The organism is Kribbella sp. NPDC051137, from assembly GCF_040682535.1.
Classification (GTDB): domain Bacteria; phylum Actinomycetota; class Actinomycetes; order Propionibacteriales; family Kribbellaceae; genus Kribbella; species Kribbella karoonensis.
In genome coordinates this window covers 1,122,764-1,144,030 of the sequence record NZ_JBFBBI010000003.1, presented here as the reverse complement: position 1 = coordinate 1,144,030, position 21,267 = coordinate 1,122,764, and the positions used below count along the sequence as shown (strand labels likewise).

Annotated in this window: 17 protein-coding genes; 9 read left to right on the top strand and 8 right to left on the bottom strand. The window is 69.8% G+C overall.

What is annotated here, in order from left to right:
• The first annotated feature begins 115 nt into the window (after positions 1-115).
• Genes AB0M51_RS20615 through AB0M51_RS20605 form a run of 3 tightly spaced genes read left to right on the top strand, consistent with a single transcriptional unit; the run spans position 116 to position 3,580 of the window.
• The gene (locus tag AB0M51_RS20615; protein WP_344197797.1) at positions 116-1,114 is read left to right on the top strand and encodes a hypothetical protein; all 999 of its coding nucleotides are present in this window, start codon (positions 116-118) and stop codon (positions 1,112-1,114) included.
• Positions 1,092-2,297 carry an MFS transporter gene (locus AB0M51_RS20610; protein WP_344197795.1) on the top strand — a complete coding sequence of 402 codons (1,206 nt, stop codon included), beginning with the start codon at positions 1,092-1,094 and terminating at the stop codon, positions 2,295-2,297. Before AB0M51_RS20615 ends, AB0M51_RS20610 begins: the two co-directional genes overlap by 23 nt.
• 35 nt (positions 2,298-2,332) lie before the next feature.
• Positions 2,333-3,580 (top strand): DUF445 domain-containing protein, encoded by a 1,248-nt coding sequence (locus AB0M51_RS20605; RefSeq protein WP_344197793.1) that lies wholly within the window; start codon positions 2,333-2,335, stop codon positions 3,578-3,580.
• Here the strand turns inward: AB0M51_RS20605 and AB0M51_RS20600 are convergent.
• A complete protein-coding gene (locus tag AB0M51_RS20600; RefSeq protein WP_344197792.1) occupies positions 3,577-4,323 on the bottom strand; it encodes a D-Ala-D-Ala carboxypeptidase family metallohydrolase in 747 nt (248 codons plus the stop codon). The genes AB0M51_RS20605 and AB0M51_RS20600 overlap by 4 nt on opposite strands.
• A 161-nt stretch (positions 4,324-4,484) precedes the next feature.
• Between AB0M51_RS20600 and AB0M51_RS20595 the strand changes: the two genes are divergently transcribed.
• Complete coding sequence (locus AB0M51_RS20595) at positions 4,485-5,030, top strand: SigE family RNA polymerase sigma factor (protein WP_344197790.1); 546 nt, start codon at positions 4,485-4,487, stop codon at positions 5,028-5,030.
• Positions 5,027-6,418: a hypothetical protein gene (locus AB0M51_RS20590; RefSeq protein WP_344197788.1), complete on the top strand. Its 1,392-nt coding sequence runs from the start codon at positions 5,027-5,029 to the stop codon at positions 6,416-6,418. The genes AB0M51_RS20595 and AB0M51_RS20590 overlap by 4 nt, the downstream gene beginning before the upstream one ends.
• Here the strand turns inward: AB0M51_RS20590 and AB0M51_RS20585 are convergent.
• A complete protein-coding gene (locus tag AB0M51_RS20585; protein WP_344197786.1) occupies positions 6,415-7,167 on the bottom strand; it encodes a TIM barrel protein in 753 nt (250 codons plus the stop codon). The two genes, AB0M51_RS20590 and AB0M51_RS20585, sit on opposite strands and share 4 nt — an antisense overlap.
• A gap of 109 nt (positions 7,168-7,276) precedes the next feature.
• Between AB0M51_RS20585 and rarD the strand changes: the two genes are divergently transcribed.
• A complete protein-coding gene (gene rarD / locus AB0M51_RS20580; protein ID WP_344197784.1) occupies positions 7,277-8,194 on the top strand; it encodes an EamA family transporter RarD in 918 nt (305 codons plus the stop codon).
• Positions 8,195-8,295: 101 nt separating this feature from the next.
• Complete coding sequence (locus AB0M51_RS20575; RefSeq protein WP_344197782.1) at positions 8,296-10,395, top strand: hypothetical protein; 2,100 nt, start codon at positions 8,296-8,298, stop codon at positions 10,393-10,395.
• 30 nt (positions 10,396-10,425) lie between these two features.
• Here the strand turns inward: AB0M51_RS20575 and AB0M51_RS20570 are convergent, their stop codons facing one another.
• Entirely contained in the window at positions 10,426-12,462 is a 2,037-nt protein-coding gene (locus AB0M51_RS20570) for a serine/threonine-protein kinase (RefSeq protein ID WP_363749740.1), read from the bottom strand.
• Positions 12,463-12,628: 166 nt separating this feature from the next.
• Between AB0M51_RS20570 and AB0M51_RS20565 the strand changes: the two genes are divergently transcribed.
• On the top strand, positions 12,629-13,930 hold the full coding sequence (locus tag AB0M51_RS20565) for a cytochrome b N-terminal domain-containing protein (protein WP_344197778.1): 1,302 nt from the start codon (positions 12,629-12,631) through the stop codon (positions 13,928-13,930).
• Here the strand turns inward: AB0M51_RS20565 and AB0M51_RS20560 are convergent.
• The 4 genes from AB0M51_RS20560 to AB0M51_RS20545 form a co-directional block, all read right to left on the bottom strand.
• Entirely contained in the window at positions 13,908-15,044 is a 1,137-nt protein-coding gene (locus AB0M51_RS20560) for an XdhC family protein (RefSeq protein WP_344197776.1), read from the bottom strand. The genes AB0M51_RS20565 and AB0M51_RS20560 overlap by 23 nt on opposite strands.
• Positions 15,037-15,519, bottom strand: a complete 483-nt coding sequence (locus AB0M51_RS20555; protein WP_344197774.1) for a (2Fe-2S)-binding protein — start codon at positions 15,517-15,519, stop codon at positions 15,037-15,039. The genes AB0M51_RS20560 and AB0M51_RS20555 overlap by 8 nt, the downstream gene beginning before the upstream one ends.
• 7 nt (positions 15,520-15,526) lie before the next feature.
• The gene (locus AB0M51_RS20550) at positions 15,527-17,863 is read right to left on the bottom strand and encodes a molybdopterin cofactor-binding domain-containing protein (RefSeq protein ID WP_344197772.1); all 2,337 of its coding nucleotides are present in this window, start codon (positions 17,861-17,863) and stop codon (positions 15,527-15,529) included.
• Between the two features lie 125 nt (positions 17,864-17,988).
• Positions 17,989-19,164: a helix-turn-helix domain-containing protein gene (locus AB0M51_RS20545; RefSeq protein WP_363749737.1), complete on the bottom strand. Its 1,176-nt coding sequence runs from the start codon at positions 19,162-19,164 to the stop codon at positions 17,989-17,991.
• A 93-nt stretch (positions 19,165-19,257) separates the two neighbouring features.
• On the opposite strand from AB0M51_RS20545, the gene AB0M51_RS20540 reads away from it, so the two are divergent.
• On the top strand, positions 19,258-20,772 hold the full coding sequence (locus AB0M51_RS20540) for a phospholipase D-like domain-containing protein (RefSeq protein ID WP_363749735.1): 1,515 nt from the start codon (positions 19,258-19,260) through the stop codon (positions 20,770-20,772).
• A gap of 23 nt (positions 20,773-20,795) precedes the next feature.
• On the opposite strand, the gene AB0M51_RS20535 is transcribed toward AB0M51_RS20540, so the two are convergent.
• Entirely contained in the window at positions 20,796-21,248 is a 453-nt protein-coding gene (locus AB0M51_RS20535; protein ID WP_363749733.1) for a hypothetical protein, read from the bottom strand.
• Positions 21,249-21,267: the final 19 nt, after the last annotated feature.

Here is a 21,267-nt window from a genome sequence, read left to right as displayed (position 1 = left end):
TGATTGAACCCCGAGACCGTGACATCCGTCAGGCACCGGACCGGACCGGACGTCAGCCCGTAATCGGGACGGATCGCATCCGCGGCGGACGCCCGTCGCGACCAGAGTGACGACCATGACGAAGACGAACGTGGTGGCCGCTCCCCGACGTAGCGGCGTGCGGCGCGGACTGCCGGCTCTCGGCCTGTTCTTCCTGTCCCCGATGGTCGCCGAGTTCCTGCTCGGGAACATCCCGATCAGTGCCCTGTTCGCCCTGGCCGGCCTGGCGCCGCTGTACGGGGGCGGGGCGGTCCTGATCCGCGAGGTGGCCCGCCGCCGCGGCTGGGGCTACCCGAGCATCCTGATCCTGGCGCTCGCGTACGGCGTGATCGAGGAAGGCATCACCACCCAGTCACTGTTCAACCCGAACTACGCCGGCCTCCGGCTCCTCGACCCGGGCCACATCTCGTTCCTCGGTATGGGCGCCCCGTGGACGCTGATGGTCCTCGGCCTGCACACGCTGTGGAGCATCACGGTCCCGATCGTCGTGATGGAGTCACTGTCCCGTCGCCCGCGCGAGCCGTGGCTCGGCAAACTCGGGCTCAGCGTGTACGCCGTGCTCTTCGTCGTCGGCGTCGTCGCGACCACCGCGTTCGGGTACACGAACGACTCGTTCCGCGCCTCCGTCGGGCAGAACCTCGGCGTCGCGGTCGCGGTCGCCGTACTGATCGCCCTCGCGGTCCTGGTCGGCCGTCGCGCGCCCCGCCGTACCAGCGGATCCGTCCCGGCCGCGTGGATCGTCGGCGTCGCCGCGCTCGTGATCAGCAGCGGCTGGATGCTCGCGAACGACGAACTCAAGAACGGCTGGCTCTGCGCGGCGGTGTCGCTCGCGATCGACGTCCTCGCGATCGGGCTGTTCGTCGCCTGGTCGCGGCGGGCGGGCTGGACCCGGATGCACGCGCTGGCCGCCGCGGGCGGCGCGATGCTCACCTACGCATGGCACGCGTTCCCGGAGAGCCCGGTCTTCGACGCCTCGAGGACCGTCGACCTGATCGGCAACGCGGTGTTCGCCCTGCTCGCGGTGGCCCTGCTGATCTCTGCGACAATCAGGTGTGACAAGTTCGTTCGCTCCTGACAGCCGTACTGCGCGGCACGTCAACCTGGCGTTGTTCGCGCTGGCGACCGGTGGTTTCGCGATCGGGACCACCGAGTTCGTCACGATGGGGCTGCTCCCGCAGATCGCGGACGGAGTCCGGATCTCGATCCCGACCGCCGGCCATGTCGTCTCGGCGTACGCGCTGGGCGTCGTGGTCGGCGCTCCGGTGATCGCGGCGCTCGGTGCGAGAACGGGAAGAAAACGCTTGCTGCTTGGCCTGATGGCGGTTTTCGTGGTTGGCAACGTGCTGTCGTCCGTTGCCTCGAGCTACGAGTTCCTGATGGCCGCGCGGTTCCTGTCCGGGCTGCCGCACGGGGCGTTCTTCGGGATCGGCGCGGTGGTCGGCTCCTCGATGGTGGTGCCCGAGCGGCGGGCGCGGGCGGTGTCGATGACCATGGTCGGACTCCCGGTCGCGAACATCGTCGGCGTACCGGTGACGACCCTGCTCGGGCAGCGGTACGGGTGGCAGGTGCCGTTCCTCGCGGTCGGCGTCCTCGGGCTGCTGACGCTGGTCGCGGTCTGGTTCTGGGTGCCGCCGCAGCCGGTCGGGAGCGACGTGAACGTCCGCAGCGAGCTCAGCGCCCTGGCCCGGCCCCAGGTGTGGATGGCGCTGCTGGTCGGGATGGTCGGCTTCGGCGGGATGTTCGCGACGTACTCCTACATCACGCCGACGATGACGGAACTGGCCGGTTTCTCCGAGTCCGCGGTGACGATCGTGCTCGGCGTGTACGGCGTCGGCATGACGGTCGGCACCGTCCTCGGCGGGCGGCTGGCGGACCGTTCGCTGATGGGCAGCGTGTACGGCGGCCTGGTCGCGGTGGCCGTCGTACTGGGAACGTTCGGCTGGCTCGCGCAGACCCGGCCCGGGGCACTGGTCGCGGTGTTCGCGATGGGCTGCTCCGCGAGCATCCTGGTGCCGGCGCTGCAGACCCGCCTGATGGACGTCGCCCACGAGGGCCAGTCCCTGGCCGCGTCGCTGAACCACTCGACGCTGAACATCGCGAACGCGCTCGGCGCCTGGCTCGGCGGTGTCGTCCTGGCCGCCGGCTACGGCTACGAATGGCCCAGCCGCCTCGGCGCCGGCCTCGCCCTGGCCGGCCTGGTCCTGGCCGTCGTCTCGGGCCTGATGGAACGCCGAGGGGCGAATCAGGTACTTGCCTGAGGGTTTCCTGACCGGGGACTTGGTTAGATCGGGGTATGGCGACCTTGACGTTGGGCGCGGCCGATCTGGTACGGCGGCGCGGGCTGCGGCGGATGCGCTCGGTGGCACTGGCCCTGCTGGTGCTGGCCGCGGCGATCTACGTGGCGACGCTGCACCGGACCGGCGGCTGGGCGTACCTGAACGCGGCGTCCGAGGCGGCGATGGTGGGTGCGCTGGCGGACTGGTTCGCGGTGACCGCGTTGTTCCGGCATCCGCTCGGGCTGCCGATCCCGCACACCGCGATCGTGCCGACCCGCAAGGACAGCCTGGCGGAGAGCCTCGAACAGTTCGTGACCGAGAACTTCCTCTCCGAGGAGGTCGTCGCGGAGAAGATGCGGACCGCGGAGATCAGCCGCCGGGTCGGCGAGTGGCTCGCCGACGGCAACCATGCCGAGCGGATCGTGGCCGAGGGCGCCCGGACGGTCGGCGCGGCGCTGCCGAAGCTCGGCGACGACGACGTGGCGGCGTTCGTCCGCGGGTCGCTGCTGCCGCGGTTCGTGAAGGAGCCGCTGAGCCCGATCGCCGGGCACTTCGTGCAGTCGGTGGTGGAGGACGGGGCGCATCACGCGCTGTTCGACCTGCTGATGGTGGAGGCGTACGACTGGCTGGCCGACAACCGGGACCTGCTCGCGGACGTGGTCGGCCCGCGCGCGCCGCGGTGGTCGCCGCAGTGGGTGGACCGGCTCGTGGTCGACCGGATCCACCGCGAGGCGCTCGCGTGGCTGGCCGACGTACGGGACAGCCAGACGCATCCCGCCCGCCGAGCCGTCGACCGGCTGCTCGGGCAGCTGGCCGACGACCTGCAGCACGACCCGGAGACGATGGAACGCTTCGAGGCGTGGAAGGCGCGGATGCTCACGCACCCCGACATGGGCAACAGCCTGACCGCCGTGTGGGACGCGATGCGGACCGCGCTGATCGACTCGATCAACGACCCGAACAGCACGCTCCGCATCCGTGGCATCAAGGTCCTGCACGACCTCGGCGACCGCCTGCAGAACGACGAAACCCTGCGCGCCAGGGTCGACACCCGCGCCGCCGAGGCCGTCGGCTACGTCGTCCGCACGTACGGAACGGAGATCGTTTCGGTCATTTCCGACACCATCGAGCGCTGGGACGGCCGCGAAGCCGCCGCCCGCATCGAACTCCACGTCGGCCGCGACCTCCAGTTCATCCGCATCAACGGCACCGTCGTAGGAGCCCTCGTCGGCCTGATCATCCACACGATCAGCCAGCTGATCTAGATCCCGCAGTTCGGGGCGGACCAGGTGTTGCTGGTGCGGATGTCTACGTGGGTGTGGTCGTTGTGATCGGGGTAGCCCGGGCCGAAGATGCCGCCGAAGCCGTGGTTGCGGGCTTCCTTGGCCATGGTGCAGAAGGAGTGGACGCCGGTGAGGTCGGCGGCCCGGCCCGTGAGGTGTTCGCTGTTGCTGGCGCCGCCGACGGAACGGTTGCACGGAATGCTCCGGAAACCGCTGGAAATAGTGAGCGGCTGATCGCCCAGTGCGTGCCGGAGCGCCTCCAGCTGCCACATGGTGCGGAGCGCGTTCGCCTTCGTCGCGGCCTCGGAGAGCGGCCCGCCGTCGAACCCGGAACCGCCGCACCCGTCGTCGAGTTCGGCGTACGTGAAGTGGATCGGCGTGCAGTCGTCGTCCTGCAGCGCGTAGATCTTGCTGTACGTCGCGGGTCCGGCGATCCCGTCGGACACCAGCCCGTACGCCGACTGGAACCGCTGCACGGCGGCCTTCGTCGCGGGCCCGAAGGATCCGTCGATCGCGAGATGAGCGCCGTACCCGGGCCAGCCGGCGACGCGGATCTGGAGCTGACGCACGTCCTCGCCGGACGTGCCCTGGCTGAGCGTACGGCCCCACGTGTAGCAGCCGTCGGCGTGCGCGACCGTGGTGGCCAGGACCTGTGACGTGGTGAGGGTCGCCGCGAACAGCAACAGTACGGCGAGCAGCCGCGGCAGGGGTCGGGTGAGGGACATCGGAACAACCTCCGGGGCGGTGAAGGGAACCTGTCGCGCACCAGCATCCCGGCACTTTCCACCCCTTGGCCAGTAGTCACGGAAACTTTCCGTCACCGGCCGCTCACCTTGCCGAGCCCGGCGGGGCAACCATCTGCCCGACCCAGATGGTCCGACAGGATGTGAGCATCGACGACGGCGTGATGACGGCGGGGGTGAGAGCGGTGTCCACCGACGGGACGACGAGTTTCGACGCGTTCGTCGGGGCCCGCTCGCAGGCCCTGGTCCGGACTGCCTACCTGCTGACCCGCGACCACGCGCTCGCCGAGGATCTCGTCCAGACCGCGCTCGCGAAAGCCTGGTTCCATTGGGCGAAGATCCGCGAGGACAACCCGGAGCCGTACGTCCGCCGGATCCTGGTCACGACGTACTCGTCCTGGTGGCGCCGGCGCTGGAACGGCGAGATCCCGACCGCGGACCTCCCGGACACGCCCGCTCCGCGCACCGAGGACGGCCTGGACCTGTGGGACGCGATCGGTCGCCTCCCCCGCCGGCAACGCGCCGTCGTCGTCCTGCGCTTCTACGAGGACCTCACCGAGGCCGAGACCGCGCGCCTGATGGGCAGCAGCGTCGGCACCGTCAAGAGCCAGACCGCCAAGGCCCTGGCCAAACTCCGTCTCGATCCAGCCTTGGGTACGACGCCGGCAGACCTGGAGACCCCGCGATGAACCTCCAAGACCTCCGCGACGAGCTCAGCACCCGCGCCGCCGACGCCGACCGGCACCAGGGCGACCTGCTCCCCGGCGTACGGCACAAGATCCGCCGCACGAAGCAGCGCCGTACCGTCACCGCTCTCGGCGCGGCCGCCGCTGCGGTCGCCCTCGCGATCACGGTCGTACCGGGTGTGCTCTCGCCCTCGCAGCCCGACCCCGCCAGAACACCGTCGTACACGCAGAACGGCTTCACGCTGCCAGGTGTGAGCGACGGCCAGCCACTGGTCAAGGGCTGGGCCGGCAAGGTCGGCGAGAACCACGTCGAGTTCACCTGGACGCCGACGTCGAAGGACGTCAAATTCATTGCCTACTGCAAGCAGGATGCCGACGCCGCGGCCTGGGTCCGTGTGAACGGACACGACGTCAGCCACAACTTCTGCCAGGACGACGGCCACCCGAACAACTACAGCCTGCCCGCGGTGACCGCGCTCTGGGCCGACGCGCCGATCGGCAAGCCGGCCAAGGTCACGGTGGATCTGTTCACCACGGACGGCCGCCCGCTGGCGGATGCGAAGCAGCAGCTCGGGGTCGGCATCTACACCGACAAGTCGGGCGGCACCGGCGGCAAGCCGTCCGGACCGGCCAAGCCGGACGACTACGCGAGCAACGGGCTGCGGTTCCGGCAGCAGGTGGGCTATCAGACCCGGCTCGGCGCGGTGATCGGCAACCGCGGTCAGAAGGAGGTCGCGACCAGCGTCGTCCCGAAGAGCCGGTCGGTCGTCGTCCAGGTGGTCTCGACACAGGACGACTACGTGGTTCCGTGGGCCGCATTGAGGACGGAGTATCGGGTGCAGGTGCGGTTCGGGGACGGGACCGTCGTGAACTGCGACAGCGCGTACGGTGACGAGCTGCAGCGGGACCTCAGCAGTCAGCTCCAGCTGACCGCACCACCTGGTCGCCCGGTGGCGGTGACTGCGCGGCTGGTGGACAAGGACGGACACGAGGTGCCGATGTCGGCGAAGGCGCGGATCGGGGTCGCGGTGTACGACGCCGGGCCGCAGATCACGCAGAACGGGATCGACTTCGACCGCGTGAGGGAGGCCGACGGCACCCGCTACCGGTTCGTCCGCTCGGTCGTGGTCCCTGCGACGGCGGGAAAGGTCTCGCTGACCTCGCCGGTCGGTACGCCGTTCCTCTGGACCTTCGGCAGCGTCGACGTCGGCCCCACCGTCTGGACCCGCTGGGACGGCCTGACCGCCCACCAGGACGGACCGCGATCCGGCGGCTTCCGCTGGACCACCGAGGAAGCCCAGACCGAGCCGAAGACCGTCGACTTCTACGTCAACGCCGGCAAACCGACCGGCGGCAAGCTCGCCATCGGGCTGTACGAACCGGTGCCCTAGACCCAGCTGTGCAGGTCGGCGGCGTCCCGGGTGAACTGCTCGGTGGAGTCGTCGGCGACGAACTCGAGGAGCGCGTTGATCTCGCGGGGCTCCGCGGCCAGCCGCTCGAGGACCGGGCGCCACAGGGACTCGCGGGCTGCCAGCGGCAGCCGGTTGTTGGACGGCCACCAGGAGAACACGTGCACCGTGCTCAACCAGGGCATCAACGACTCGAGCTGCTGCAGGCACTCCGCATCGTCGAGGTCGACCGGCGGCTGCCAGTACGTCTTGAGGTTCGGCGCGCCGACGTCGAGCAGCAGCGTGATCGTCGAATCCACCTCGTCGGTGAGCGTGTTCCGGTGGAACTCCATCGCGATCTCGATCCCCGACCCGGCGGCCATGTCGGCGAGCTCGCCGAGCCCGCGGGTGACCGCCATCCGGTCGCCCACGCCGGCGTCCGCCGTGCCGACGTTGCCGGCCCAGACCCGGATCCGGGGCGCGCCGAGCGCCTCCGCGGTGGCCACCGCGGACCGCATCTCCTCCCGGTCGACGCTGCCGGCCCGCAGGTACGAGCCGTACGCCGCCACCTGCAGGCCGTGCACCTCGGTGAGGTTCCGGACGCGCTTGGCGTTCACCAGGTTGCCGAGCGGGACATGGATGTCACCGCCCCATTCGATCGCCGAGAGCCCGGACTCCGCCGCGACCTCGACCACTTGGTCGACGGCCAACTGGCGGAACGTCACCGAGACCAGACCGGTCCTCACACCCACACGCGCCTCCTCGTCTGTACCCCTCTATCCAACCGCATCGGACCAGGGTGTCTCACGTCATGAGCAAAGTAGTTGGATGCGACTGTCGCCGGGGCTTACGCTGAACGCCGTGCCCGAACAGCGAAAAGGTTTCACCTACGGCTTCACCGCGTACCTGATCTGGGGCATGTTCCCGCTGTACTGGAAGCTCCTCGACCACTCCGGCGCGATCGAACTGCTGGCCCACCGCATCCTCTGGTCGCTGGTCACGATCGTGATCCTGGTCGCGGTACTGCGGAAGTTCGCGCAGGTGAAGGCACTGCTCGCGGAACCCCGCCGGCGGTGGCCGTTGATCGCCGCGGCGTTCCTGATCTCGGCGAACTGGGGCACGTACATCTGGGGTGTCGGCCACGGCCACGTCGTTGAGACCTCGCTCGGGTACTTCATCACCCCGCTGTTCACCGTCCTGCTCGGCGTCTTCGTCCTGAAGGAGCACCTCCGCCCGGTGCAGTGGACCGCGCTCGGGATCGCGTTCGTCGCGGTCGTCGGACTGACGATCGAGAACGGCCGGCCGCCGTGGGTGGCGATCATCCTGACCTTCTCGTTCGGCTTCTACGGCCTCGCCAAGAAGCAGGCCGGCGCCGGGGCCATCGAGGGCATGGCGATCGAGTCCGGCACCGTCGCCCCGCTCGCGGCCGCGGCGATCCTGATCCTCGGCCTCCAGGGCGACAGCACGGTCACGCACCACGGCACGGCGTACCTCGTGCTGGTCCTCCTGACCGGCCCGATCACCGCCGTACCGCTGCTGCTCTTCGGCGCCGCCGCGACCCGCGTCTCGATGACCACGCTCGGTCTGCTGAACTACATCGCCCCGATCATGCAGTTCATCTGCGGCTTGGTGATCTTCCACGAACAGATGACCACGATGCGCTGGGCCGGCTTCGGCCTCGTCTGGGTGGCCCTCGCCCTGTTCACCTTCGACAGCATGCACACCCGCCGCCGCACCCTCGCCCTCGAACGCGCCGCCCTCACCGCCTCCGCGGCCTGAGGCGTTGCAGCTTGCTGCAGTCGCCGTAACAGCGGTGCCGGTGCATCGATATACGAGGCGGACGAGAGCCTCCGGCTGTCGCACACCGATTCGAGGTGCCCATGCGCATCACCCTCCGAGCCGTGGTACCGATCGCGCTGGCCGCCGTCGGACTGGCCTCGATCCTGCCCACCCCAGCTGACGCCGCCCCGACCGCCGCCAGCCGTTCGGCCAAGCTGCCGTCCGCCCCGGTGGACGTGAAGCTGGCCGCAACCCTGACCGGGATCGACCTGCGCTGGACCCCGGCTCCGGACGCAAACGACGATGCCGTCACCGGCTACAACATCCATCGGGTCGGGTTTGACGGCGTCGACACCGTCGTACCCTGGCAGCCCGCCTGGAACGATGTCGGGTACCAGTGGCACGAGTCGCGCACCGTCCCGGGTGCGACGTACTCCGTCACCGCGGTGAACGCCGAAGGCGAAGGCGCTGCGAGTACTCCGATCCGGCGGCCGACGGTCAACCGGTCGATCACCGTCGGCCACACGGTCTGGCTGGAGAACGGCAACACCCTCACGTACGCGGGCCAGATCGCCGATCCGAACGGGCAGCAGGTCGTGCCGATCGCGCCGGACGGCCCCACCCAGGTGATCGGCGACGTCGTCGCCTCCTCGCCCGACGGGCGCGAGCTCGCCTTCGTGCGGGGGCAGTCCGAGATCTGGCGGACCGGGGCCGACTTCTCGCCCGGGGCGCCCGTCAAGGTCCTCGGCGGCTCCAGCGGCATCATCCGGCTGGCGTACTCGCCCGACGAGTCGAAGATCGCCTACGAACGGCTGCAGCCGGACTCGTCATCCTGTATCGAGATCGTGCCGCGGCTCGGCGGCACCCCGGTCCAGGTCGGCTGCGGCCTCTCGATGCCTACCTGGTCCCCGGACGGCAGCGAACTGATCGTCAAGGACGCGGCCACGAGCCGGCTGGCCCGGGTCCAGCCGCGGGCCGGCGGGGCGATCCTCGGCACGTACGCCGGTACCGAGCAGGGCATCATGCCGACCGCCTCACCCGACGGCCGCTGGATCGGCTACATCGACGGCAACGCGCCGGCCGTGATCCCGGTCGGCGGTGGGACGCCGAGACGCGGGACGCCGACCGAGCAGCGACCCACGTACCTCAGCTGGTACCCCGACGGCACCGAACTGCTGATGACCCAGCCGATCGCGTTCGGGGGCAGCGCCCTGGTGGACCTTCCGGTCGGTACCGACGGCTCTGTCGGTGCGGGCCGCACCGTCTACCGCACACAAGGCACCGACCGAATCGGCTCGGCCATGTGGCAGGGGCCGCGGGCCATGATCTCGCCGACCTACGGCCCGTCGGGTCCGAACGTGCTGATGCTCTTCGACGGCGGTGTCGCGTCGCGCACCTACTGCCAGTTCGACGCCGAACCGTACGCACCCTGCGCCGGGGAGTTCGTGCGGAACAACGTTCCGACCGGACTGCACACCCTCCGGCTCAAGGCCATCGACGGCGAGGACCACGCCAGCGTGTCCTTCCACACAGTGAACGTCGACGCGACCCCGCCGAACGTGCGGATCACCGGACCGGCCTTCGACGCGACGACGGCTCCCACCGCCACCGTCACGTACACGGCGGCGGACAACAGCGGCACCCCGGTCAAGTCGTATGACAGCCGCTGGCGGATCGCGCCGACCGCGGGCGCCTTCGGCGGGTACGCCCCGGTGAAGTCGGGGACGTCGGCCACCAGCGTCCAGATCGGCCTCGTTCCGGGGTACGAGTACTGCGTGTCGGTCCGGGCTCGCGACGGGTTCGGCAACGTGTCCGCCTGGACCGCCGACCGCTGCTTCTCCAGGCCGTCGGATGACCGGGCGATGAGCGTCACCGCGGGCTGGACGCGGGCGAGCAACCGTGTGTACTACCTGGGCACCGCGACCTCCACCAAGGCGGCCGGCGTCGCCATCGCGCGTAGCAGCGTGCAGGCCAAACGACTCTTCCTGGTCGCGACCCGATGCAGCACGTGCGGCGCACTCACCGTCTACTACAACGGGAAGGCCGTCGGTACGGTCAACCTCGCTTCCGCCAGCCTGGCGTACCAGGCGATCGTCCCGCTGCCGGTGCCGGCGACGTTCCTGACGGGTTCGGTGCTGCTGCGGACGACGACCGCCGGGAAGGTCTACCAGATCGACGGGCTGGCGGTCCGCCGTACCTGATCGTCCCTCACGAGTACTCGCTGGAACCGGTCAGCGTTGGGACTGGATGTCCGGCAGCAGGTCCTCCGCCAGGGTGATCAGCTGCTGGGCGTCCGGTTCGCCGGCGTCGGACGGGCGGGTGAGCTCCAGCTTCAGGAGCAGGTTGTCGATCCGTACGACGACGGTGCACTCCGCGCTGTCGGAGTACGAGTCGGACTGCCGGAGGCCGCCGTCGGCCAGATCGAGCAGGACGCCTCCGTCGTCGTGCTTGCGTTCGGCGATCCGCCGCGCCGCGATCCGCTCGTTGCCGTACCGGTACACGGTGATCCAGAGCCCGCCGACGCTGTCGTCGCGCGACCACGTGCAGTCGACCGAGTCGGAGTACGTGCTCTCGTCGAGGTCCGGCGGGTCGGGCAGGAGCACCGCGACGGCCTTCTGCGACAACGCGGTCGACGTACAGATGTCGGGTGCTCGCTCGAAGTCGTCGAGTGCCTGGACGGCGTAGACCGTCGAGCGGACGGCGACGAGGATCGGGATGACGAGGAGTATGACGACGGTCGTGACGACACCGGCCCGCGGCGCCCGCGGCAGCCGGGTGCGACGGAGCGTGGGGAGTGCCACCAGGGCGGTGAGCGCGAGGGCGCCGCCGAGGAAGCTCATGGCGAACTGCGGGGTGACATCGCTCAGGTGGAGCGCGATGCTGAGCCCGATGCAGGCACCCACGAGCAGACAGCCGAGCACCGAAGCGATGATGCCGTTGCGGCGCCGGGTCTTGCGGAGCCGGACCGGGTCGTGCGAAGGCGCGACGGCGCGCAGGAGGGACGTCGCGAGACGGTAGGCAGGCGGGAAGGAGAAGAGCGCGATCGTGCACAGGATCGCGGCGGGCAGCGGGCGGTCGTACTCCAGAACGATGGCGCCGCCAACAATCGACTCACCGATCAGGAGTGCGGCCGCGGTGAGCGCGGCCGTCGTTCCCAGCAGACCCTCGAACCAGCGCGCGACAACCCGGCCCAGCACCAGGCCGAGGACGGTTGCCCCCGCCATCATCCCGCCGATCCAGTACGGCATGCCGCTGACCGCCGAGCTCGCGAAGAGCATGAGCTGGGTGAAGACACTCCCCGTCAACACAGCCGCCAACCAGTGCCCGGCGCGCAGCGCAGGTGTCGACGGTTCGGCGGGCGGGACCGGCTCGGTGTGCGGGACCGGTCCGGTGTGCAGAACCTTGGTGCCGGTGCTGATCTTCTGGGTGGGCGTTTCGAAGGTCGGGTAGCCGCCGGCCACCGCCTGCAGCTGTTCGCGCGCCGCCGCGGCGGTCAACCGTGCCGCCGGATCACGTTGCATCAGGCCGTGGATCACCGGTGCCAGCGGGCCGGCCAGGCGCATCGGGGCGGGGTCGCGGGTGAGGACGGCGGCGATCATCGCCGGCAGGTCGTCGTGGTCGTACGCGTTCCGGCCCTCGACGGCGAAGTACAGCGTCGCCCCGAGTGCCCACAGGTCCGCCGGCGCGCCCGGTTCGGCACCGGACATCCGTTCCGGGGCGACGTACCCGAGGGTCCCGGTGACGATCCCGGTGCCGGTCAGCGTCCGCGTGGCGCCGGCCACCGAGGCGATCCCGAAGTCCGTGAGCATCCAGCGGTCGTCGCCGCCGAGCATAAGGTTCTGCGGCTTCACGTCCCGGTGCAGTACGCCGTTCCCGTGCGCCGCGCTCAACGCCTCGATCAGCCGTACGCCGAGCTCGGCCGCCCGCCGCGGACTCAACGGACCGTGTGCCTGCACCACCTGGTCGAGCGAGCGCCCCGGCAGCAGCTTCATCACGATCCACGGCCGCCCGCCCTCGTCGATCACGTCGTGGATCGTCACGATCGCCGGATGATCGAGCCCGGCGGCGGCCCGCGCCTCGCGCAGCGCCCGCATCCGTAGCTTGTCCTGCTCGACAGCGTTCAGCCCGTCGGGGATGCGCAGTTCCTTCACCGCGACCTCGCGGTGCAGCACGGTGTCGAAAGCCTTCCAGACGGTCCCCATGCCGCCCGCACCGAGCGGCCGCTCGCCCAGGACGTACCGGCCACCGGCCAAACTACGTTCGGTCATCGGACGACCCTAACGGCCGGGAGTTCCACCCGCCGTCGACCGGCAACCACTGTCCGTACTCCGACCGGAACCGGCCAGACGTGAGGTGTGCCACGGCGCGTCACACTCTCCCGCGCTGCGGTGTCGTAAGGGTATGAGGCGTCCTTGGAGTGGCCTTCGAGCGCGGGTGTTTCCGGATCACTGGTCGTTGCTGTTCGGCCAGATTGCCTTCTACAGCTTCCTCATGCTCATCGTCTCCGGCGTGGTGCTGACGGTGTACTACGAGCCGTCCGTCAGCCAGGTCGTGTACGACGGAACGTACGCCCCGTTGCGCGGCCTGCCGATGTCGCGGGCGTTGGACTCGACGTTGCGGCTGTCGTTCGACGTTCGCGGCGGCCTGCTGGTGCGGCAGGTCCACCACTGGTCCACGCTGATCATGGTCGCGGCGATCACGCTGCACCTGTTGCGGCTGTTCTTCACCTCCGGTTTCCGCCGTCCGCGTCGGCTGAACTGGCTCGTCGTCTTCGGCCTGCTGGTCATCACGCTCGGCGCAGCTCTCACTGGCACGTCGCTGCCGGACGACATGGCATCCGGTACGAGTCTCGCCGTACTCGACGGCGTCCTGCAGGCGACGCCGTTCGTCGGATCCGCCCTGTCGTACGTCCTGTTCGGCGGCGAGTTCCCGGGTGACGTGATCTCGCGGTTCTATCCGCTGCACGTCATCGTGCTTCCCGTCGTACTGCTGCTGCTCTTCGCCGCCGGTGCGTTCCTCGGGCTGAGGCGCGAGCCTGCGCAGTACGCCGACGGACGGACGAAGACGGCCAAGGTCGCCGCGGTGCAGGGGGCGGGCCTGTTCGCGTTCGTGGCCGGGGTCGCGATCGTGATGGGCGCGACGGCGACGATCAACCCGGTCTGGCTCTACGGGCCGGCCGATCCCGCGGCCGTCTCGGCCGGAGTCGGCCCGGCCTGGTACCTCGCGTTCCTCGACGGTTCGCTCCGGCTCGCGCCGGGCTGGGAGGTCGTCGTGTGGGGCAGGACGATCAGCCTGGCGGTGCTGCTGCCGGTCGGAGTCTGCACGTTGTTCCTCGCGCTCGTCGCCGGCTGGCCGTTCATCGACGAGCGGCTGACCGGTGACAAGAGGGACCACCACGTCCTCGAGCGGCCGCGCGACAACCCGATCCGGACCGGGATCGGCGTCGCCGGGATGACGTTCTACGGCGTGCTCTGGGCGGCCGCGGGGGCGGACACGATCGCGGTCCAGTTCCATCTCTCGATGAACCTGCTGCTGCGCGCGTTCCAGGTGCTGCTGGTCGTCGGCCCGCCCGCGGCGTTGTTCCTCACCCGTCGCATCTGCCTCGGCCTGCAGCAGAGCGACACCGCGATCGCCGAACACGGCATCGAGACCGGCCGGATCATCCGGCGGCCCGACGGCGGGTACGTCGAAGTCCACCGCCCGGCGAGTGTTCCTACCGAGCTGCCGTCCCACTGAGCGCGGCCGGTCGGGTCCCGCCATGGATCCGGCCGGTGGTCGTCGACAACGGACTGGCGCTCGCGGCGGACCGGCGTGCGATGATCTCCGCCGCGATCGAGATCGCCGTCTCCTCGGGCGTCCGCGCGCCGAGGTCCAGCCCGGTCGGCGACGACATCCGGGCCAGCTCGCCCTCGGTCAACCCCGCGGCCCGCAACCGCACCAGCCGGTCCTCGTGGGTACGCCGCGACCCCATCGCCCCGACGTACCCGGCGTCCGTCCGCAACGCCAGCTCCAGCAGCGGTACGTCGAACTTCGGGTCATGCGTCAGCACGCACAACGCCGTACGGCTGTCCACCGTGTCCAGCTCGCCCGCCAGGAACCGGTGCGGCCAGTCGACCACCACCTCGTCCGCCTCCGGGAAGCGCGCCCGGGTCGCGAACACGCCGCGGGCGTCGCACACGGTCACGTGGTACCCGAGGAACTTCCCGACCCGCGCGACGGCCGCCGCGAAGTCGATCGCGCCGAAGACGAACATCCGCGGCGGCGGCGCCAGTGCCTGCACGAACACCGCGACCTCGGTCCGGTCGCACTCGCCGCGCGCGCCGTACCTGCGGATCCCGGTGGAACCGCTGCCGAGCATCCCGAGCGCGTCCTCGGCCACCGCGTCGTCGAGCCCGGGGTCGCCGAGACTGCCACTGCTTGGTTGGCCGATGACGAGGCGCCGGCCCAGGCGCTCGCCCGCCGTGACCACCGTCGCCACCGCCATCGGCCGGCCCGACCCGACCGCCTCCGCGACCGCGCCGAACTCCGCGAACGACACCCGGTCCACAGGCTCCACGAGTACGTCGAGCACGCCGCCGCAGGTCAGCCCGACCGCGAAGACGTCGTCGTCGGAGATTCCGTACCGGCGGACCACCGGAACGCCCGAGCGGATGACCTCCTGCGCCACCGCATAGACGTCGCCTTCGACACAGCCGCCCGACACACTGCCCACGACCACGCCGTCCGCGGACACCGCCATCGTCGCCCCCGGTTGGCGCGGCGCCGACCGGAACGTGTCGATCACCGTCGCCAGCGCGAACCGTTCGCCGGACGCGTACCACTCGCGGACGGTCGCGAGGACGTCACGCACCCATGTGCTCCGCGCCGGCCTTCACCGCTTCGCGGATCCGCGTGTACGTCCCGCAGCGGCAGATGTTGCGCAGCTCGTCGAGGTCCGCGTCGGTGATCTCGCGGCCCTCCGCACGAACCTGCTTCACCTTCGCGACCGCCGCCATGATCTGCCCGGGCTGGCAGTATCCGCACTGCGCCACGTCGTACTCCAGCCAGGCCTCCTGCATCGGGTGCAGGTCCTTGCCGACGGTGTCCGGCAGCCCTTCGATCGTGGTGATCTCGTCGCTCGAGGAGACGTCCTTCACCGGCACCGAGCACGGGTTGAACGCCTTGCCGTTGATGTGCGAGGTGCAGGCCTTGCACACGTTCAGCGCGCAGCCGTACTTCGGTCCGGTGACGCCGAGCAGGTCTCGCAGCACCCACAGCAGCCGCACCGAGTCCTCGGCGTCGACGCTGATCTGCTTGCCGTTGAGCTTGAAGGTGTGAGTTGGCATGGGTTCCTCAGAACGTGTGGTCGAGGCCGTCGGTCGGCGACTGCGGGGTGGACGGCTGCACCGGCAGCGGCTCGAACCCGAGCGTGCCGTGGTTGATCGGGAAGTACTTCGGCAGCGTGCCGGTCGCCCGGGCGTACGCACACGCGACCGCGGCGAACGCCGGCGCCACCGCCAGCTCGCCGGCACCGCTCGGGCTGTCGCTGGTGTTCGGCATGATCACCACCTGTACGTCGAGCGGCGAGTTCCACTCCCGGGTGTAGAAGTAGTTGTCCCAGCTGCCCTCGAGCGGGATGCCGTCCTTGATGTGCAGGCTGGACGTCAGCGCCAGCGCGATCGCGTCCTGCAGGCCGCCGAACATCTGCGCCTCCAGGCCCTTCGGGTTGATGCAGAACCCGGGGTCGACGACGATCACCGCCTTGGTCACCCGCGGCCCGGTCACCCCCTCGACGGGCAGCGGCCGGTCCACCGTCGCCGGCCGGCAGTCGATCTCGACCAGCGTCGCGACCGCGGCCCGGTACTCCGAGTGCACGCCGATGCCCTGCGCCGTACCCTTCGGCATCGCCTTGCCCCAGTTGCCGACCTCGGCCGCCTTGTCCAGTACGGCGAGCAGCCGCTGGTCCTTCAGGAAGCTCCGGCGGAACCGGACCGGGTCCTGGCCCATCTTCGCGGCCAGCTGGTCGACCATCAGCTCCTCGGCGCAGACCACGTTCGGCGAGTAGATGTTCCGCATGCTGCCGGTGTTGAACTTCAGCGGGACCTCGTTCAGCAGCTGCGTCGTCACGCCGAAGTTGTACGGCGATGTCTGGGTGAGCTCGAAGATCGACTCCGCGAACGACAGGTTGCCGGCGATCGGCAGGTCGGCCGCGTACGCCGTGAGCATCTCGCCGAGCCCGTGGCCGAAGTCCGTCTGCACGCTGGTGTGCCGCTGCTCGTAGCTGATCACGTTGCCGGCGGCGTAGTTCACCCGGACCCGCGACGTACTCATCGGGTGCGTGCGGCCCTGCCGGAAGTTGTCCGTCCGCGACCAGGACAGCTTGACCGGCTTACCCATCTTCTGCGAGATCTCCGCCGCCTCGGCCGCGACATCGTGGAACAGGTGCCGGCCGAACGAGCCGCCGCCCTGCACGACGTGCACCTTGACCGCGTCGACCGGCAGCCCCAGCTGCTTGGCGATGTCCTCCTGGGCGACGATCGGCACCTTCAGGCTGGACCAGATCTCGGCACTGTCCGCGCGGACGTCCGCGATCGCGCAGTCCGGCTCCAGCGGGCTGTTGCTGGCGAACGCGAACACGAACTCGGCGTCGATCGTCTGCGCCAGCAGCGGCGGGACGGCCATCGGCAGCTGCGCGGCACGCAGCTTCTTCAGCACGGTGGCGTCGGACTCGTCGTCGACGGTGCCCGGGCCCCAGGTCGCGTCGACCTTCTGGATCGCGTCGATGCACTGCCCGAACGTGTCCGCACGGATCGCCACACCATGGGTGATGCCAACGACATCGGTGACACCCGGCAGCGCCCGCAGCGCCGCGAGGTTGTTGATGCCGCGCAGCGTGCCGTTGATCGTCGGCGGCCGGGCCACCATCGTCGGCTTCGCACCCTTGACGTGCAGGTCCATCGCGAACTGCTTACGGCCGGTGACGATCGCGTGCGCGTCGACCCGGTTGTGCGGCTTGCCCAGCACCTTGAAGTCGGCCTTGGCCTTCAGCTGGGCGGCCACCTTGACGGTCTTCGTGACCGCCGCCGCCGTGGCCAGCGCGCCGTACGTCGCGGTCAGCCCGTTCGGCCCGGTCAGCACCCCGGCGGCCGCAGTCACCTTGTCGACCGCGACACCCCACTGCAGCGCGGCCACCTCGATCAGCCGCTGGCGTGTGATCGCGGCGGCCGTGCGGACCGGGACGTACATGCTGCGCATCGAGTTCGAGCCGCCGGTCAGCTGGTTCATCAACAGCTCCGGGCGGGCGTCCGCGAGCGAGATCTCGACCTTCTCGATCGGCAGGTCCAGCTCCTCGGCGACGATCATCGCGAACGCGGTCGTGATGCCCTGCCCGACCTCGGCCCGCGGCACCGCGAAGTGCGCCGTACCGTCGGTGCGCAGCTCGACCGTGATCAGGCCGGAGGTCGGCGCGGCGGCCAGGTTCTGCAGGTCGCCGAGGTCGAAGACGTCCGCCGGCTGCGCCAGCGACGGTACGGCGGCGTCGGCCGGCCGCGGGTCGGAGTCGTTGACCAGCCAGCTCACCCCGACCGCGAGCGTCGGTGCGGCGATCAGGTACCCGAGGACCCGCCGGCGCCCCAGCAGACCGGGCTTCTCTTCGCTTGGTGACGCCAACGATCGACGGTGTTCGGTCATGCGGGACCTCCGGGCTCTGGCAATGCTGGGAACGCAGTCTGGCACCGGCGGCGAAGCGGCGGGATAGCCGCAATGCCCAGGTTTTCAGTACCTTCACTGTGCACAACGCACAGCAGGGCGTTCCGTCACGCGGGGAAGAGCCGGAAAGCCTTCAGCGCAAGGCCGAGCTCCAACTGGGAGCCGTTCTCCGTGATGTCACGCCCGGTGATCTGCTCGACCCTGTGCAGGCGGTTGAGGACCGTGTTCCGGTGACAGTGTGCGAGCTCCGCCGTACGGCGGACCGATCCGGCGGACAGGACCCACTTGTCCAAGGTGTCCAGTAACAGTTCACGTTCCGGGGCGGACGTCGTTGTCAACGGCATCAGCCAGGTCCGGATCAGCTGGTCGGCCAGCTCGGGTGCGCTCAGCAACAAGGCCTCCGGCAGGTGCTCGGGCAAGGCGGCAACGTCGATCCGGCCGGGCGTGAGGGTACGGCGGGCCAGCAGCGCCTGCCGGTACGCGACATCCACCTCCGCCAGACCTGCGACCACTCCGGACAGCCCTGCCGGCGCATCTACGAGTTCCCGCAGCAACCGCAGTACCGCATCTACGGATTCGGTGCCGAGGGCAATCAACCCGACGACGGCCTGCGGGCGCACCTGCCACGCGGACGGCACCCGGATCCCGGCGAGCCGGCGCGCGAACGACGTCGTCGTACAGTCGTCGTCGACCAGGTTGTCGATCGCCACCACGACGTACGGGCCGTTCACCGGTACGTCGAGGACGCTGGCCGCGTCCTGGACGAAGGCGCGGTTCGCCCGCCCCTGCAGCAGGCCCTCCCAGAGGGTCGAGCGGCGCTGCTCGTCGGCGCGGACCAGGTACCGTTCGGCGGCGTGGTACGCCGTGGCCACCTGCGACGACGTACGGTCGACGACCTCCCAGACCTTGCCGGCCACGTCCAGCAGCACCTCGGACTCGGCGGTCCCCTGCGCCCGGGCCTCGTCGATCAGCGCCTCCCACACCAACCGCCCACCGAGCCGGAACGACTTCAGCACGTCGTCCAACGGCATCCGCTGCTCCGCCCGCCGGCGCCCGGTCGCCTGCGCCGCGTCGAACCGGTCGTCGCCGCCGGCGATCATCTGCACGACCTGCGCGACGTTGTCATGACAGGACCGCCACAGGTCCTGCCGCGGCACCGAGTCCAGCTCCAGGTACGCCGGATTCTGCGCGTAGATGATCGCGACCAGCCGGTCCGTCAACGCCGGCAACCGCCCCAGCACCTGCTGCGCCAGCGACGCGGGCGTCAGCACAGCCTGATCCACAGCCTTACCCATAGTCGGCACAGCATCGCACACAGTCGCCGCACCGCACAGACCTCACGGCATGGGCGGCGCTGATCCGGGCACCGGGGTCTGGTGGCACACGACTGGTTCCTGACGGCGACCGAACGCGGCAACCCGGCGACGGACATCGACTCCGACGGTGCCTGGACCGAGGGCAACCTGGTCCGGCCGCTGGTGCACGGAGCGACGTACTTCCAGCGGCTGTACGACGAACTGCGCGGACTGCGGTCCGGTGACCAGGTGTTCTTCACCGACTGGCGCGGCGATCCGAACGAGAGGCTGACCGACGACGGGCCGTCGATCGGCCAGGTGCTGTGCGACCTCGCCCGCTCGGGGGTACAGGTCCGCGCGCTGATGTGGCGCTCGCACTCCGACCGGCTGAACTTCAACTCGCAGGAGAACGAGCACTTCGGCACCGAGCTCAACGAGGCCGGCGGCGAGGTGCTGCTGGACCAGCGGGTCCGTCGGCTGGCCTCGCACCACCAGAAGCTGTTCGTCATCCGGCACCGGGACGCTCCGGCGGCCGACGTCGCCTTCGTCGGCGGCATCGACCTGTGCCACGGGCGCCGCGACGACGAACGGCACCTCGGCGATCCGCAGCCCGCGCTGATGGATCGCCGGTACGGGTCCCGGGCGCCGTGGCACGACCTGATGCTCGAGCTCCGCGGGCCGGTGGTGGGGATCCTGCTGCGCTGCTTCGTCGAGCGCTGGGACGATCGGCATCCACTCGACCGGCGGACGCCGTACCGGATGCTGATGCAGCGGCTGGCCCGGATGCCCCGACACCCGGGCAAGCTGCCGGAAAGCTTCCCCGATCCGCCGGCGGCCGGCCCGCACGCGGTCCAGGTGCTGCGGACGTACGCGCACAAGCACCCCGGGTTCCCGTTCGCGCCGCGGGGTGAGCACAGCATCGCGCGGGCATACCTGAAGGCGTTCGGCCGCGCGGAGTCGCTCGTCTACGTGGAAGACCAGTACCTCTGGTCGCGGACGGTGGCCGACGTGTTCCGGGAGGCACTGGAACGATCGCCCGCGCTGCGGATCATCGCCGTCGTGCCGCGGTACCTCGACCACGACGGCCGGTTCAGCGGACCGCCCGCCCGGTACGCGCAACTCGAGGCGTTGCGCCGGCTGCACTCCGACAGGTTCGCCATCTACGACCTCGAGAACGAGGACGGCGTACCGATCTACGTCCACGCGAAGGTCTGCATCGTCGACGACCGCTGGATGACCTGCGGATCCGACAACTTCAACCGCAGGTCCTGGACCAGCGACAGCGAGCTGACCTGCGCGATCGACTCCCCCGACCTCGCCCGCTCACTACGATCACAGCTCTGGTCCGAACACCTGGGCATCACCGACCCCGACCTGGATCTGGCCACCGGCTTCACCCAATGGCAGACAGCCGCCGCAACCCTCGACCACTGGTACGCCGACAACCGCCGGGGACCACGACCCCCGGGTCGCATCCGCCCCCACCGACCGAAACCCCTCGGCCGTACGACGTCGCGCTGGGCAGGCTGGCTCGCCCACCACGTCTACGACCCCGACGGCCGACCTCACGCCGCCCGTCGGCGAGACGTGTTCTAGTTGGTCGGGCCTCGCGCCAACAGCTATCTCTGCAGGTCCGCGCGTACGGTTCGCAGAATGATCTTCAGGTCCTTCTGGACCAGTTGATGGCGATGCTCGAGCTCACCCTGGTCGGCCGCTTTGCTGAAGGCGTGCACTGCTTTGTGCACCGACTCGAAGCCATCGTCCAGACCGTTGCTTCCACTTAGGTAGACAGCTTGGCCGATCGCCGATCGAGCTCGGGCTTCACAGCGGTACACCTCCTGACGGAGCGTCTCTCGGACGCTCTCCGGTCGCCCCTCTATACGAGCTCTCGCACGGCCGAAGTTCGCTCGGGTGTATTCGTACAGCGCCTCGGTGCACTCGCCGAAGATCCGCACCTTGGCCTCGAGAATCTGTACGTCCCGAGTGCTCTTTCGCTGAAGTCGCTGACTAAGCAGGATGCCGATGATCGATCCCACCAAGGCGACCGCACCACCCACGAGTGTGCTGACCATCCGCCAACCTTAAGACCGC

Excerpts from the sequence above, each read along its gene's own strand:
- AB0M51_RS20605 (WP_344197793.1), top strand. The coding sequence starts at position 2,333 with ATGGCGACCTTGACGTTGGGCGCGGCCGATCTGGTACGGCGGCGCGGG.
- AB0M51_RS20570 (WP_363749740.1), bottom strand. The coding sequence starts at position 12,462 with ATGACCGAACGTAGTTTGGCCGGTGGCCGGTACGTCCTGGGCGAGCGG.
- AB0M51_RS20590 (WP_344197788.1), top strand. The coding sequence starts at position 5,027 with ATGAACCTCCAAGACCTCCGCGACGAGCTCAGCACCCGCGCCGCCGAC.
- AB0M51_RS20600 (WP_344197792.1), bottom strand. The coding sequence starts at position 4,323 with ATGTCCCTCACCCGACCCCTGCCGCGGCTGCTCGCCGTACTGTTGCTG.
- AB0M51_RS20550 (WP_344197772.1), bottom strand. The coding sequence starts at position 17,863 with ATGACCGAACACCGTCGATCGTTGGCGTCACCAAGCGAAGAGAAGCCC.
- AB0M51_RS20575 (WP_344197782.1), top strand. The coding sequence starts at position 8,296 with ATGCGCATCACCCTCCGAGCCGTGGTACCGATCGCGCTGGCCGCCGTC.
- AB0M51_RS20535 (WP_363749733.1), bottom strand. The coding sequence starts at position 21,248 with ATGGTCAGCACACTCGTGGGTGGTGCGGTCGCCTTGGTGGGATCGATC.
- AB0M51_RS20615 (WP_344197797.1), top strand. The coding sequence starts at position 116 with ATGACGAAGACGAACGTGGTGGCCGCTCCCCGACGTAGCGGCGTGCGG.
- AB0M51_RS20555 (WP_344197774.1), bottom strand. The coding sequence starts at position 15,519 with ATGCCAACTCACACCTTCAAGCTCAACGGCAAGCAGATCAGCGTCGAC.